The organism is Blautia sp. NSJ-175 (assembly GCF_022867815.1).
Classification (GTDB): domain Bacteria; phylum Bacillota; class Clostridia; order Lachnospirales; family Lachnospiraceae; genus Blautia; species Blautia celeris.
In genome coordinates this window covers 43686-59451 of sequence record NZ_JALIFQ010000006.1, presented here as the reverse complement: position 1 = coordinate 59451, position 15766 = coordinate 43686, and the positions used below count along the sequence as shown (strand labels likewise).

Here is a 15766-nt window from a genome sequence, read left to right as displayed (position 1 = left end):
CTTATCTTCCATTAATAGAATCTGCTAATTTCTTCGCTTCTTCCCTGCATTTTGCCATTACTTCCGCTTCATCCGCCACTAAGACTTCCCTGTCTTTCATAAGGATCTTTCCGTTGCAGACTGTGGTATTTACCTGTCTTCCGCTCATGCCGAACAGTACATGGCTGTTGATATTTCCTGCGTGCATAGGGGTGAGCGGATCGTAATCCATAACGATCACATCTGCTGCTGCGCCCTCTTTCAGCACGCCAAGGTCTTTCTTAAAATAGCGTCCCGCGATTTGCGCATTGCCTTCAAAGAGCATTTTGGGAACCTCTCCCCATGCTGCGTTGGGGTCGCAGAGGTGATGTTTGTGAAGGACATTTGCCACCTTGTAGGACTCCAGCATATCATGGGTATAGCCGTCTGTGCCAAGGCCGGTCAGGATTCCCTTCTCCACGATCTTCATGGTTGGCGGGCATCCGCAGGCATTTCCCATGTTGGATTCCGGGTTATGTACGACCATGGTGTCCGTCTCTTTTAAGAGATCCATCTCATGCTCATTGATATAAATGCAGTGCCCGAGAAGTGTCTTCTCTCCCAGAATGCCGCAGTCCATCAGACGGTCCACGATTCTCTTTCCGTAGTGTTTCAGGCAGTGATGCAGGTCCTCGATTCCCTCTGCCACATGGATGTGATAACCGACCCCGTCCGGCTTATGAGCTGCTGCCATCTCCATGGTCTCATTGGAGATGGTGAAGGATGCGTGCATACCCATCATGCCTGCGATCATATCGCTGTCATCTGCCAGAGCATAGCGTGCAAACCTCTCATTTTCCAGTACGGATTCACGGGCCTTTTCCATCCCGTCCCTGTCTGAGATCTCATAACAGAGGCAGGTGCGGATTCCCAGGTCTTTTGCCGCCTCACTGATGGTAAACAGACTGTCAGGTATCCGACAGAAACTGGCATGATGGTCAAATACGGTGGTCACACCATTTTTAATACTGTCCAGATATGTGGCATAAGCACTGTATTTTGTCCCCTCCAAGGTCAGATGGCGGTCAATGGTCCACCACATGCCGTCCAGGATATCCAGAAAACCGTGGGGATCATAACCGTCAATGGACAGGCCCCTGGCAAACGCGCTGTAAATATGCTCATGAGCATTGATAAATGCCGGCATGATCACACCGCCCTTTGCATCCACATATTCAGCATCGGGAAATTCCTTTTTAAGCTCAGCTTCTTCCCCTGCCTTTTTCACCACATTGCCGTCCAGAACTACTGCCCCGTGTTCAAAAAAAGGCGCCTGGTCATCTCTTGTCACAAGTCTTCCGTTCCCAATCATTAACATAGTTTTACCTCCTTGCGCATTCCATACTTGATAAGTATTCTGCATTTCCCATATTCATTAACTCTAGTTTATCATCACCGTGAAGTAATAGCAAGTGTTTTTCTAAAAATTTTTGAGGTATCACAAATTTTTTTGTATTTCTTTGTAAATCCTTATTTTTTCCGCAAAAAAGCCACCCCGAATCTCCTCTTACGGATATCCGTGATGGCTTTTTATCAGTCTCTCTGGAGCATAAAATTTACCATGGCTGATGCCAGAAGTTTTCCTGTCTTCTCAGAGCGGCATTCTGTATGTATATTGGCCAGATGTTTTCCGATCCTGTCTGCTTTTGCCGTCACCAGAAGTGCGTCTTCCCTGGTTCCGGGAAGCAGATAATTGATATTCAGATTGATGGTGGGTGTCACTGCACATCCGGTCAAATTACGTGTAAGCGCACCGCTGGTGGTATCCACAGCCGCAGCTATGAGCCCTCCGTGCATGGTGGACATGTGGTTCAGCTCCCATTCCTGCACCGGATAGCGCAGAGTCAGGGAACGCTCGGCCGCACTGCAGGAATGAAACTCCAGACCCATCCGGCAGTATAGATGTTCCGGATTCTTTGGGTACATTTTTTCTATATCGTGCTGAATTTCTGTCTCCATTTTCTTCTGCTTTTCTTCTGTTGTCATATTACTGTTTATCCTTTCTTTTCCAGCAGCAGTTCTTCCAGCCTGACAAGAGGAACTGCCGGGCTGTACAGATATCCCTGGTACAGACAGCACCCCATGCTTTCCAAAAGGCTGCGGATCTCCTCTGTCTCCACATATTCGGCCATCACCACAAAATCCAGGTTCCTGCCGAGAGAGATGATGGAAGATACGATTTCCTGATTTCTTTTGTTCTCCACTATGCCTCTGACCAGACCGCCGTCCAGCTTGATGGCATAAAAACTGTTGTGCTGCAGGTATTTCAGGCTGGTCCGGCCCATGCTGAAGTCATCCACAGCAGCCAGGATACCTGCTGCCTTCAGCCTGCTGATGTGATAGGGAATCTCCTCCATTTTGTCCACAGCAGATTCCTCTGTGATCTCCAGACAGTAATGTCCCGCCACGCCGTATGTCTCTGCCATTCGTATGACCTTCTCCACAAACCGCGGTGAGTTAAGCTGTTCTGCCGTTATATTGGCTGAAATGGTGACAGGTTCGCCAAGATTCAGAAGTCTGCTGCACGCCTTCATGGAAGTCTCTATGACACACTCCGTCAGCCGGTCAAAAAAACCGTCCTCCTGTGCAAGCGCCACAGCCAGAGGAGGGTAAACCGCCTCATCCATATAGCGCCAGCGCAGAAGCGCTTCTGCCCCTGCCATCCTGTTTCGGCAGTCATACTGGGGCTGGTATCCCATGGTCAGATTCTTCTCCTCCACATCAATGCGGAGCTGGGATGCCATATTTCTTGCCAGGATTCCCATACTGTCCCGGCGTTCCAGAAGGCTTACAGCCGCACCGGCTTCCTGATGCTCCTTCAGATACTCCGTTAACTCTTGCTGCAGCATTTCTGCCTGAAGCTTCCGCACCTGTTCGGAGACTTTTACAAAAGGCGTATAGATGGCTGTTCCGACAAACACGATCACCGCCTGCACCGCCGCACCCCGCCAGGAACCGGAGGACAGATATCCGCTGAAGAATACCGGTGTGGTCCAGGTCACAGTCTCTCCCAAAAGAGGCAGGAAACCGCTCACTGCAGCCCCGTAAGCGATCAGCAGGGAACACAGGGGTGTCAATATAAACGGAATGACCATGATCGGATTCAATACGATCGGGAGTCCGTACACGAGAATTTCATTGATGTTAAAAAAGACTGCCGGGGCTGCGGAACGGGCAAGCTGCCGGTTATCCCTGCTTCCGGCAAACAACAGCAGCGCTATCACAAGGCAGATGGAAGTACCACATCCGCCCATCAGCGCGAAATTGTCCAAAAAAGATTTTGATATGACAGCTCCTGAGACCGTATCATTTGGCACCAGATATGTCTGGGATACCTGTTCCAGGGCATTGCCACCGTGAATCCCAAAGGCCCACAGCAGGTCCAGCACCAGCACATAAAGTACACCCGCCCCCAGACCGTCATTTACATTGTGAAACAGATTTACAATAAAATTTGTGATCAGGTCATTCAGATTATCCGCCTTAAACACTGTTTTGATCAGCAGGTTCAGCGCCACAAAAAGGAGTGTGCAGAACAAAAGCGGATAAATAGCGGAAAGGGAATTGCGGTAATCCACATCTGACCCGGCAGAACGAAACCGGAATGCCGGGGACAGCTTTTCACAGAAAAAATAAAAGATCCTGGTCGCCGCAATGGCGGCAAACATGGCCGTAAAAACTCCAACCGGCCCCAGATCGCTTAATTCCATGGAGCCGCTGGCAGCGCCAAAGGACACGGCAAAGCAGATGGCAGAGACCACCATTGCCATGACCTGAAGGAACTGGTCCCTGTCTTTCATGGTCGCTGCATAATAATAACTGATACTCATCACAAGGTAAATGGACATAAAACCAACGGTGGCATCAAAGAGAAAACTCAGTATCTGATGCAGGACACCCCCTGCCCATTTCTCAATAAACGTCTGAAACGCAGGCACCGGAAAACTTCTGAAAAGCAGGGCAAAAGCCCCCACCAGCAGGGCGGGAATCAGAAGCGTAAACCCCTTCCGGACGGAGGAGATGATGCTGTTATTCTCTATTCTGTAGATTATCCTCAATACTTTTCCATACATAACCGGCCCCCTCTGTTACCCCGTATAAAACCGGGGACGAAACAATATTGCCATACATTTTATTTTACATGCCTTACTCGTCTTTTGCAATCTAAAATCTCTTTGTTTTCCTTACTTTCCCTTTTCCAAAATATACCAGAAGCCGCCTTGTGACCATCAATACTCTACCTCAAGAAGCGTCAGCCCCTGGGCGGGCGCTGTAAATCCGGCCGCACCTCTGTCACAGGCTGACAAAATCCCTTTCATTTCCTCCGGCTTTCTGGTTCCTCTTCCTGCCTCGATCAGGGTACCTGTAAGGATCCGCACCATGTTGTAGAGAAATCCGTCTCCGGTGTATGTGATCCTCAGTTCATTCGGCAAAGATTCCACTCGTATACTGTATATAGTCCGTACTGTGGACTTTTTCATTTTCTTATTGGAGCAGAAGCTTTTAAAATCATGGGTGCCTGTCAGCAGCTCTGCCGCTGCTTTTATGGCATCCACATCAAATTCCTCATGCAGGGGGCACTGGTATTTTCTCTCAAATACATTTTTGTGATGGCCTGTTGCTATTCTGTACTGATAGACTTTTTTCTTTGCCAGAAGGCGGCTGTGGAAGCGCTCCTGCACCTGGGTAACTTTATAAATTTCAATATCCTCCGGAAGATAGCGGTTCAGGTATGCGCAGATCTCCTCACAGTTTTTCTCTGTATCCATATGCACATTAGCCACCTGGCCTTTTGCGTGTACGCCTGCATCTGTTCTTCCCGCGCCGTCGATCTGAACAGGTGCATCCAGCATCCTGGACAGGACTTCTTCGATTTTCCCCTGAATGGTATTGCCCGTTGTCTTCTGCCTCTGCCAGCCCTCATAGCGCGTTCCGTCATACTGTATATCCAGTCTGTAATTCATTTTCCATCCCTCTTTCCGAATAAAGTTTCCTTTCGTATCTGTCTATTCTATCAGACATCCCATCCGGCGAAAAGAGATATTTTTCGATTTTGCCTATTGACAAATCCGCTTTCACCAACTATAGTGATAAACATAAAATAAATCATGTAACAGCGAAACCGTAGAATAAGAGTAGTAGATATCCAGGTTTTATTGATAACGGCAGGTCATGCTGCCGGCAGAGAGTCTTAAAGTGGTGGGATTAAGATAATAAAACGGATGTTGAATGGACTTATGAGGTCGGGAAGAAAGGAATTTTCTGAGTAATGCCCGACGGGATGTTCACCCGTTATCAAGGAACCGTGTATGAAAGTACATGAACAGAGTGGATGATTGATTCATCAAGCCGGGTGGTACCGCAGAAGACTGTATAACAAGCTTCTGTCCCTGCAGAAATTGCAGAGACAGGGGCTTTTTTTATTGCCGCTGTACCCCAAACTTCATCTCCGGGATTCGCGCCATAAGAAAGGAGAAAACAATTATGAAAAAAATTCCGCACAGAGTATATTTAACCGAGGAGCAGATGCCTAAGCAGTGGTATAACCTGAGGGCAGACATGAAGGACCTTCCCGACCCTCTTTTAAACCCGGGCACAGGCAGACCGATCACCGAGGAGGAACTCTATCCCGTATTCTGTGAAAAACTGGCACATCAGGAACTGGACAATACGACACGTTACATTGACATCCCGGAAGAGGTCCAGGACTTTTATAAAATGTACCGCCCCTCCCCTCTCATCCGAGCCTACAACCTGGAGAAATATCTGGACACACCAGCTAAGATTTATTATAAATTCGAGGGCAATAACACCTCCGGAAGCCACAAGTTAAACTCCGCTGTAGCTCAGGCATATTACGCAAAAGAACAGGGATTAAAGGGCCTGACAACAGAGACAGGCGCCGGTCAGTGGGGAACCGCCCTGGCAGAAGCGTGCTCCTTCTACCATCTGCCTCTGATCGTCTATATGGTAAAATGCTCCTACGAGCAGAAACCATTCCGCAAGTCCGTGATCCACACCTTTGATGCGGAGATCGTTCCAAGCCCCAGCGAGACCACAGAGATCGGCCGTAAAATCCTGGCTGAAAATCCCGGCACTTCAGGCAGCCTGGGCTGTGCCATCTCCGAAGCTGTGGAAAAAGCGGTTTCCACGGACGGCTATAAATACGTGCTGGGTTCTGTGCTGAACCAAGTGCTGCTCCACCAGTCCATCATCGGCCTGGAGTCCAAGACAGCCATGGAACTGCTGGATGAGTACCCGGACGTTGTGGTGGGATGCGCAGGCGGCGGCTCCAATCTGGGCGGCCTGATCTCACCATTTATGCAGGATAAACTCACAGGAAAGGCTGACCCGCGCATCGTGGCAGTGGAACCGGCTTCCTGTCCGTCCCTTACCCGCGGAAAATACGCCTACGATTTCTGTGATACCGGAAAGGTGACGCCGCTTGCCAGAATGTACACTCTGGGCTGTGACTTCATCCCCTCCGCAAACCATGCAGGCGGTCTGCGTTACCACGGCATGTCCCCTATCCTCTCCAAGCTGTATCATGACGGCTATATGGAGGCCATTTCCGTAGAACAGACAAAAGTATTTGAGGCAGCCACCATGTTTGCGAAACAGGAGACCATCCTGCCTGCACCTGAGTCCGCACATGCCATCTATGGTGCCGTACAGGAGGCTCTGAAATGCAAAGAATCCGGGGAAGCCAAAACGATTCTCTTCGGCCTGACAGGAACCGGATATTTCGATATGTATGCGTATCAGTCCTATATGGACGGAACAATGAAAGATTATATTCCTACGGATGCGGAGCTGGAAAAGAGTTTTGCAAGACTGCCTAAAATACCTGGAATCCAGGAATAAGAGCAAATACAAAAGCCCGTTTTTCAGATTTTCAGTCTGAAAAAGCGGGCTTTTACTATGGATTGTATTCCTGTCAGGCACTCACATCTGACTCTTCCAACCGCACAGCAGGCATACCTTCATCCACAGGCAGTTTTTTCAGAAATGACGCTACCAGAGGAAGAGAGATAGCAAAGGTCAGGACATCCGCCACTGCCTGCGCGATCTGGACTCCTCTCAGCCCCATCACTGCCGGCAGTATGAGAATGAGGGGAATAAAGCAGATCCCGCTCCTGAGCGCAGAGAGAAGGGATGCTTTTTTACTCTCGCCCACACTCTGCAGCATCATGTTGGTACAGACAGAAAGAGGCTGGAAGAAGAAAGCAATGCACTGACATCGAAGGGCAAAGACACCGATGGCGATTACCTGCGGGTCATCCCGGAACACCCCGATGATGCCGGAGGATACGAAAAGGCAGATAATCGCAAAGCTTCCAAGCATGACCTCCCCTGAGCCTGCCGTAAACCAGAACCCCTTCTTTACACGGGAATATTTCCCGGCGCCGTAATTAAATGCCGCCACCGGCTGAAATCCCTGACCCAGACCCAGCCCTACTGAGAATACCAGCATGCAGATCCTGTTCACAATACTCATAGCCGCCACTGCCGCGTCTCCATACACTGCTGCCTGATGATTGAGGAGCATGGTGGACACACTGCCCAGCCCCTGCCGGATCAGACTTGGAAATCCTGTCGCAACGATCAGCCCCACCTCGTGGATATCCCTTGTCATAAGCCGTATGGACAATCTGCTCTGGGTCTTCTTCGCCACAAACATATAGAGAAGGATAAAAAAGCTGATCATCTGGGATAGGGCTGTGGCAAGCCCGGCGCCCAATACCCCCATATTCAGGCCGAACATAAGGATCGGGTCACCTATCATATTCAGAATGCCGCCTGTTGTCAGTCCTATCATGGCATAAGCAGCCATGCCCTCGTATCGCAGAATATTGTTCAGCACACAGCTCCCCGTCATAAAAGGACCTGCCAGCAGAATAAAAAGTCCATACTGTTTGGCAAACGGCAGGATTGTCGGGGTACTTCCCAGTGCCCGCATAAACGGAGTTAAAAACGTAATCCCCACCGCGCCGATCAGTGTTCCCGTCAGAATAGACAGAAAAAAGCTGGTGGATGCAAATCTGCTTGCGCTCTCCCGGTCTCTTTTTCCAAGCTTTCTGGATATGATACTGCCTGCCCCGTGTCCGAACATAAACCCAAAAGCCTGCAGAATGGCCATCAGGCTGAACACCACTCCCACCGCCCCGCTGGCGCTGGTTCCTAAACGGCTGACAAAATATGTATCTGCCGTGTTATAGATATTGGTGATCAGCATACTTATAATAGTAGGAATGCCCAGACGCACGATCAGGTTGGATACCGGCGTCTGCGTCATCTTCTCATATTGTTTTCGTTCCCGCTCCTCCGCTGTGATTTCCGATGCTGTCATAATCTTTCTTTCTCCCCCTCTCTCATTACAAGTACCGCCAGACTTTCCACCATATACCGAAAACTGGTACTGCTGTCCGGATTTTCATAGGTAAGATACCCTTCCTGTTCCAAAGAGACAAAGCCGTGAAGGGCACTCCGTATGGTTCGCTGAAGGTTCACTGTCTTTTCGTGGTCTTTTACCTCCCTGCCGATGAGCACCAGGAAAGGATGGATGATCCGCTGGATGGCATGTTTCAGCTCCTCATTTTCGGAGGTGCGCATCTCTATGATGGCCTGGTAGAGTTCCGGGCTTTCCATGGCGAATTTACGGTAAGCATCCGCCATGATACCCAGCGCCTCTGTAAAATCAGAATATGTATATGCCTGTTCCAGGGCTTTTTCCAATTCTGTTATACCGTGCATGCCAACTGCCGTGTTGACCTCCTCAATGCCATTTACATGATTATAGAGAGAGGCCGGCTGCACGCCCAGACGAGCTGCCAGCTCACGCATGGAAAAATTCCGGTATCCCTTCTCTTCCACCAGTTCTATGGCTGCCTCCATGATCACTTCCGCATTCAATCCTCTTCTTCCCATGACGGTCTCCTTTTTCCGGACAAAATTGATATGCCGCGTGCGGTATTTTCCATTGCGGCAAAAAACTAACACCGTTCGTATAATCTATATTATATACGAACGGTGTTAGTTTTGTCAAATATACTTAGTCAAAGGCTGCCTCTGCCGCATTTTTCATCAATTGCTCCATATCGCTGTAGGTAATATGAAAATACTCTTTTAAAAGTTCCAGCTCCTTCGTTATCGTTGTTCCGCTCACGGTCCTGTTATCCGTGTTCACCGTAACGGGAATCCCGGCTTCCATAAACTCCAGGATCGGGTAATCCTTCAGGCTGTCCACAGCTTTCGTCTGCAGATTGCTGGTGGGACACATTTCAAGAGGAATCCTCCGCTGTGCACACAGTGCCTTCAGATTCTTATCCTTCCTGACCGCGATTCCATGGCCTATCCTGTCAGCTCCCAGTTCAATGGCGTCCCACACGCTCTGCGCGCTGCCGCACTCGCCTGCATGGATTGTAAAGGGCATACCCAGTCTCTTTGCTTTCCGGAACATTTCCGCCTGGGTCTTTACCGGAAATGCAGCTTCATCCCCGGCCAGATCAACGGCAGCCACGCCCCGGCCCAGATACTCTCTGGCTGTTTCTACCAGCTCCACATTTTTTTCCGCCGGCATATGACGCATACCGCAGAGGATCAGATTTCCGCCTACACCATACTTTTTTCGGCCTTCCCGCAGACCATCAAGAGCTCCTTCAATGATCTCCCTGCATGTAAGTCCCTCCCGCACGGACAGAAGCGGCGCAAAACGAATCTCCATGTATACCACATTCTCCTTTGCCCCATCTCCTAAAAGCTGGGACACAGCCATGCGGAAACTATCCCGGTCCGCCAGACAGGACAGGGGCAGGTCGAACTTTTCCAGATATTCCTTTAGGCTTTTGCAGTCCGGCTGTACCTGAAGAAGATCCATAAGCTTTTCCCCTGCAGGAATGTCCACCCCGGCACCGGATGCCAGTTTTCTTATGACTGCCTCCGATAGGGAGCCGTCCAGGTGGCAGTGCAGGTCATATTTTTTCAGTTCCTCAATGGCATTCATCTGCATTCCTCCATATAATTCCGGGATATCCGAATCGTTCCTTCTGGCATGGGTATACCGAAATTCTCCGCCACACAGGCGCCGACTGCCGCAAAGGAATCCGCCTGGGGCAGCGCTTTTCCTTCCTGAATGGACGGCGAATACAGCAAAAACGGCACCTGTTCTCTTGTGTGGTCTGTCCCCTGGTAAGTAGGGTCATTTCCATGGTCCGCCGTGATGATGAGCATATCGTCTTCCCTCATGGCGTCCAGAAAAACTCCCAGCTTTTCATCAAAACGTTCCAGCTCCCCGGCATATCCTTCCGGATCCCTTCTGTGCCCCCAAAGGGCATCAAAATCTACCAGATTCACAAAACACAGCCCGTGAAAATCATCCTCCTCTGCTTCCCGGATGGTCTGTTCCATGCCGTGGACAGAGCTCTTTGATTTCAGAGCTTTTGTGATTCCTTCTCCGGCGAAGATATCATTGATCTTGCCAATGGAGATCACATCCAGCCCCGCATCCTTCAGGGCATTCAGCACGGTTTTCCCAAAGGGTTTGACCGCGTAGTCATGGCGGTTGCTGGTCCGTCTGAACTCTCCCTTCTTTCTGCCCACATAAGGCCTCGCAATGACTCTTCCCACCTTCCACTCATCTTTCATGGTAAGCTCCCTTGCGATCTCACAGCACCGGTACAGCTCCTCCAGGCCGAAAGTCTCCTCATTGCCGCAGATCTGCAGTACAGAATCCGCGGAGGTGTAGACGATCATATGTCCGGTGGCAATTTCCTCCTCACCAAGTTCATCCAGAATCTCTGTGCCGCTGGCGCTCTTATTGCCGATCACCTTATGCCCGGTTCGTCTTTCCAGCTCCGCGATCAGTTCAGGTGGAAATCCTGTCTCAGTGAACGTGATAAAAGGCTTTTCTGTCTTCAGGCCCATCATCTCCCAGTGGCCTGTCATGGTGTCCTTTCCCCTGCTGGTCTCATTGAGTTTTGTGTAATATGCCAGAGGATGTTTTACAGGTTCTATTCCCTCCAGCGGGTGAAGATTGGCAATTCCCAGCTTCTGCATATTGGGAATAGAAAATCCCTTCACATGCGAGGCAATGTGCCCAAGAGTATCTGCCCCTGCATCACCAAACTGCTCCGCATCCACGGCACCGCCCACCCCCAGGGAATCTATAACGATCACAAACACTCTTCTGAATCTTTCTTTACTTTCCATCTGCTACCTCTTTTCTGTTATGCCATATTTTCCGCTCCGGATCACTTTTTTTCCTTTCGGATCAGTTCCCGGACTGCTTCCACTGCCACCTGTATGGCGCCCTCCGTATCGTGTACGACAGGATTCGGCAGATCCTTTTTCGCCCGCTCCTGGTTAGCCACCACCAGAAAAACGCTGCCTGCCCGGACTTTCAGATAACTGGCTACAATGAAAATAGCTGCGGATTCCATCTCCGATGCTTTACAGCCCAGTTTCAGCCATGCATCCCATTTGTTCAGCAGTTCATAGCCCACCGGTTTCGTCTCCGGGGAATGCTGTCCGAAAAAGGAATCCTTACACTGCACCACTCCCACATGGTAAGGCTTCTTCAGCGTTTCTGCTGCATTTACAAGGGCATTGGTCACACCAAAATCCGGTACTGCCGGGAACTCAATGGGCGCGTATTCCTTGCTGGTCCCCTCCATGCGGATGGCTCCGTTGGCAATGACGATATCGCCGCTTTTTACATCCAGATCCATGCCTCCGCAGGTTCCTATCCGGATAAATGTATCAGCGCCTGACATGACCAGTTCCTCCATGGCGATGGACGCAGAAGGGCCGCCGATGCCGGTGGATGTCACACTGACCATTTCCCCCTCCAGGGTACCCGTGTAGGTCACATACTCCCTGCTGTCCGCGATCAGCCTGGGATGGTCAAAATATTTCGCGATCTTTTCACAGCGCTTTGGGTCACCCGGCATGATGACATAACGCCCCACATCCCCTCTGCCAACCTGTGTGTGATAATGTTTTCCCTCTACCTCTGAATAATTTATCATATATTCATCCCTTTCCTGTAATTTACGTGGTTCATAGATTTATTATAACAAATCACAGGAAATAAAAAAGGTCATGTGTCTCTTTTTTACAAAAACCTGTTTTCATGTTACAATAACCTCAGGTTTCACTTCCCTGACGCCTGCCCACTCTGAAAACTCTGCTTCCACTGCGGACACTCACCAGGAGGTAAAAAAATGACATGGAACTTATTATTAATTTCATCTGTAATTCTGCTCTGTATTGTACTGCACCGGATTTCCGATAAGATCGGTGTACCCATGCTGCTGGCCTTTATCCTTCTCGGTATGGCTTTCGGAACAGACGGTATCGTAAAAATCTCTTTCGACAATTATCCGCTGGCGGAAAATATCTGCTCCACAGCACTGATCTTCATTATGTTCTACGGCGGTTTCGGCACCAACTGGAATGAGGCCAGACCTGTTGCCGTCAAATCTGTGTTCCTCTCCACTCTGGGAGTTGTGATCACCGCCGCCCTCACAGGTTTCTTCTGTTATTTTGTTCTGAAATTCAGCTTTCTGGACAGCATGCTCATAGGCTCTGTCATCAGCTCCACGGACGCGGCCTCTGTCTTCTCCATACTCCGTTCTAAAAATATGGGCCTCAAATACGGCACAGCCTCCATGCTGGAACTGGAAAGCGGCAGCAATGACCCCTGTTCCTATATGCTGACAGCAGTGGTTCTCTCTGCCATGAGCGGTACGGCAAGCGCAGGCTCTGTCTTTTATATGATATTTGCGCAGCTCTTCTTCGGTATTCTCTTTGGATGCCTCATTGCTTTTGCAGCCCGTTTTATCCTGCGGCATATCCGTTTTGATATTGCGGGATTTGATATGGCTTTTGTCATCGCGGCAGCGCTGCTCTCCTATGCACTGCCTTCCATGGCGGGCGGCAACGGATACTTAAGTGCCTATATGGTAGGAATCATTCTCGGCAATACCAAGATCAGGAACAAAAAATCACTGGTAAACTTCTTCGACGGTATCACAGGACTTATGCAGATGCTCATCTTCTTTCTCCTTGGTCTGCTGGCAACGCCCTCAAAGCTTCCCCATATTTTCCTTCCGGCACTGGCAATCGCCCTGTTTTTGACCCTGGCGGCACGGCCTCTGGCGGTCCTGGCCATACTGACGCCATTCAAATGCCGTCTCAATCAGCAGGCCCTTGTCTCCTTTGCAGGGCTCAGAGGTGCAGCGTCCATTGTTTTTGCCATTATGGCCACTGTGGATGAGGCTTATACCGGCTTTGATGTCTATCATATTGTATTTTGTATTGTACTGCTCTCCATCTTATTCCAGGGAAGTTTTCTCTCCCAGGCAGCGAAGAAACTGAATATGAGTGACACAGAGGCGGATGTCATGAAGACCTTCAGTGATTACTCTGAGGAAGTTGACCTGCAGTTTATCCGCATCCGCATAACAGAGACACACTCCTGGAGCCATACGGCTGTGAAGGACATTCCCCTTCCCCCGGACACTCTTTTTCTCATGCTTCTGCGAGGGGACAAGACCATGATCCCAAGCGGAGAAACCATTTTTCTCCCCGGGGATACGGCTGTATTAAGCGCCCGCGGATATCAGGAACAAGAAGATCTGGAGCTGACGGAAATGCGGATAACCGCAAAAAGTCCCTGGATCGGTATTAAGATTTCCGACTTCTCTCCCTATCCCGGCGAACTGGTCATTATGATTCTGCGCGGGGAGGAAACGGTTGTTCCGAACGGGGACACAGTCATTATGGAAAATGACCTGCTTGTGATCTATTCCGTACCGGAATACCGGAAAAATCTGCCCGTAAAAGAATTACCTGCCGGATAAGGCAAAAAGCAGCTCCGCGGTTTTATTTTCCGCAGAGCTGCTCTTTTTTACATATAAGATCTCCAGTATCCTACATGTCTTTCATTGATTTCCCTGATAATTTCCGGTTCTATCTTGAAGTTTCTTTCCATATCCATAAGACCGTTGATCTCCTGCTGTACATCTGTCACCTGTGTGTAGCAGAAGCCGCAGATATAAGGTATCTTCTTCACAGCAGTCGTGATCTCATCAAAACGCCGGATGAACTCCTCCCTGCTGTTCACTTTATTGCCGTATCCCCAGCCGCTGTCGTCATTGTTGAAGGCAATTCCGCCGTATTCACTGATCAGGACCGGCTGGCCTTTGTATTCGTATCCGTTTGCCATTGCGGATTTGCTGCTGCTGTGATACATCTCTGTACTCAGAATCTCTTCTTTATGTCCCGCATACCGGTCATAGAAAATATCGCCGCATTCTTCATAATCATGAAGCGTAATGATATCGGAAACTGTATGCTCCCAACCGTCATTGACTACCACCGGGCGGTATCCGTCCATGCTCTTTGTGAGATGGTAAACTGCCTCTGTAAAATGCTGTTGTTTTCTATCCACTTCCACCCTCTGGATTCCCCAGGATTCGTTAAACGGAGTCCAGGTGATGATGGACGGATGGTTGTAATTCTGACGCACAATGTCGATCCATTCCTTTGTGAACAGCTCCACGGCATAATCTGAAAATCCATAGGCAGCGGCAGCCTCACTCCACACCAACATGCCTTTAACATCACACCAGTACAGGAAACGCTCATCCTCGATCTTCTGATGTTTGCGCAGGCCGTTGTAACCAAGCGCATGGATCTTGTCGATATCTTCGATCAGCGCCTCCTCACTTGGCGGGGTCAGATGGGAATCCTTCCAGTATCCCTGGTCAAGAATGAGTCTCTGATACAGTGGTTTGCCGTTCAGCAGAATGTTGGGTCCATCAATGCGGATTTCCCGCATGCCGAAATAAGAACCCACCTCATCACAAACCTCTCCTTTGTACCGAACGCGGAAAGTAATGTCATACAGATCAGGCTCCTCCGGTGACCAGGTTCTTACGCCCCAGACAAAGGCATTCTCCCCTGAACCGGAGACTTCCAGCACGGTTTTTGTGTGGAAAGCAGCCATGAAAACCGTTCCTTTTGCCACAAACATTCCGTCAAAACTGACTACCGCTTCCACCGAAAGCTCATCGCCAAAGCATTCCGCGGCGGCGGCTATTTCATACTCCAGCTCCACCGCATTGTCTGTGAGTACAGGTGTTATCTTTACGTGGTCCAGTCTGATCTCCGGCACGTATTCCATCCATACGGTTTTCCAGATGCCTGTTGTCTGCACATACCAGCAGGCAAAATTTTCTTTAATCCAGCGCTGTTTTCCTCTTGGCTGGCGGATGTCAGTGGAATCCTCCACCTTCACTACAAGCTCATTTTCCCCGTCACGCACAAGGTCTGTCACGTCAAAGGAAAAGCGGGAATATCCGCCTCTGTGACTGCCCGCAAAACTGCCGTTTACCCACACTTTTGTCAGGAAATCACTGCCTTCAAAATGCAGGAGAAGCCTTTTGCCGCAAAGCATTTCGCCATTTACCGCAAAGCTGCGTCTGTACCAGACATTTTCATGGATCTCCTCCTCGCCGATACCGCTCAAGTTGGTCTCGTAGGTAAAGGGAACCTGAATCTGTCTCTCTCCTTTAAACTTCTCATACCATGCCTCTTTTTCTCCGCGGTTTTCGTCATCGAATCCAAAATCCCATGTCCCGTTTAAATTCATCCAGTTGTCACGCACAAACTGGGGTCTCGGATAGTCTTTTTTGTAGCATTTCATTTCTGTTTGTCCTCCTTATAGGTAAATGTCAATTACTTT

At 49.6% G+C, this 15766-nt stretch carries 12 protein-coding genes; 2 read left to right on the top strand and 10 right to left on the bottom strand.

All coding sequences use genetic code 11. The features are described from left to right. Position 1 precedes the first annotated feature (1 nt). The 4 genes from ssnA to truA all read right to left on the bottom strand — a co-directional run bounded on the left by ssnA (position 2) and on the right by truA (position 4982). Entirely contained in the window at positions 2–1336 is a 1335-nt protein-coding gene (ssnA, locus tag MUB35_RS11140) for a putative aminohydrolase SsnA (protein WP_033139761.1), read from the bottom strand. Positions 1337–1551: 215 nt separating this feature from the next. Next, the gene (locus MUB35_RS11135) at positions 1552–2004 is read right to left on the bottom strand and encodes a PaaI family thioesterase (RefSeq protein WP_033139762.1); all 453 of its coding nucleotides are present in this window, start codon (positions 2002–2004) and stop codon (positions 1552–1554) included. Positions 2005–2012: 8 nt separating this feature from the next. After that, positions 2013–4091, bottom strand: a complete 2079-nt coding sequence (locus tag MUB35_RS11130) for a PTS sugar transporter subunit IIC/EAL domain-containing protein (RefSeq protein WP_033139763.1) — start codon at positions 4089–4091, stop codon at positions 2013–2015. Positions 4092–4247: 156 nt separating this feature from the next. Beyond that, positions 4248–4982 carry a tRNA pseudouridine(38-40) synthase TruA gene (truA, locus tag MUB35_RS11125; RefSeq protein WP_033139764.1) on the bottom strand — a complete coding sequence of 245 codons (735 nt, stop codon included), beginning with the start codon at positions 4980–4982 and terminating at the stop codon, positions 4248–4250. A gap of 520 nt (positions 4983–5502) precedes the next feature. Here truA and MUB35_RS11120 point away from each other — a divergent pair. Further along, positions 5503–6882 (top strand): TrpB-like pyridoxal phosphate-dependent enzyme, encoded by a 1380-nt coding sequence (locus MUB35_RS11120; protein WP_033139765.1) that lies wholly within the window; start codon positions 5503–5505, stop codon positions 6880–6882. A 73-nt stretch (positions 6883–6955) separates the two neighbouring features. On the opposite strand, the gene MUB35_RS11115 is transcribed toward MUB35_RS11120, so the two are convergent. From MUB35_RS11115 to udp, 5 genes are all read right to left on the bottom strand, one after another. After that, complete coding sequence (locus MUB35_RS11115) at positions 6956–8368, bottom strand: MATE family efflux transporter (protein WP_103731285.1); 1413 nt, start codon at positions 8366–8368, stop codon at positions 6956–6958. Beyond that, positions 8365–8946, bottom strand: coding sequence for a TetR/AcrR family transcriptional regulator (locus tag MUB35_RS11110; protein WP_118743518.1), 582 nt, complete (start codon positions 8944–8946; stop codon positions 8365–8367). Before MUB35_RS11110 ends, MUB35_RS11115 begins: the two co-directional genes overlap by 4 nt. A 124-nt stretch (positions 8947–9070) precedes the next feature. After that, positions 9071–10021 carry an adenosine deaminase gene (gene add, locus MUB35_RS11105; RefSeq protein ID WP_199688326.1) on the bottom strand — a complete coding sequence of 317 codons (951 nt, stop codon included), beginning with the start codon at positions 10019–10021 and terminating at the stop codon, positions 9071–9073. Further along, complete coding sequence (locus MUB35_RS11100; RefSeq protein ID WP_118743520.1) at positions 10018–11226, bottom strand: phosphopentomutase; 1209 nt, start codon at positions 11224–11226, stop codon at positions 10018–10020. The genes add and MUB35_RS11100 overlap by 4 nt, the downstream gene beginning before the upstream one ends. 41 nt (positions 11227–11267) lie before the next feature. Beyond that, entirely contained in the window at positions 11268–12044 is a 777-nt protein-coding gene (gene udp, locus MUB35_RS11095) for a uridine phosphorylase (RefSeq protein ID WP_118743521.1), read from the bottom strand. 195 nt (positions 12045–12239) lie between these two features. Between udp and MUB35_RS11090 the strand changes: the two genes are divergently transcribed. Continuing rightward, entirely contained in the window at positions 12240–13880 is a 1641-nt protein-coding gene (locus tag MUB35_RS11090; protein WP_118743522.1) for a potassium/proton antiporter, read from the top strand. Between the two features lie 47 nt (positions 13881–13927). Here MUB35_RS11090 and MUB35_RS11085 read toward each other — a convergent pair whose 3' ends face one another. Next, positions 13928–15727, bottom strand: a complete 1800-nt coding sequence (locus MUB35_RS11085; RefSeq protein WP_118743523.1) for a glycoside hydrolase family 2 protein — start codon at positions 15725–15727, stop codon at positions 13928–13930. Between the last annotated feature and the right edge of the window lie 39 nt (positions 15728–15766).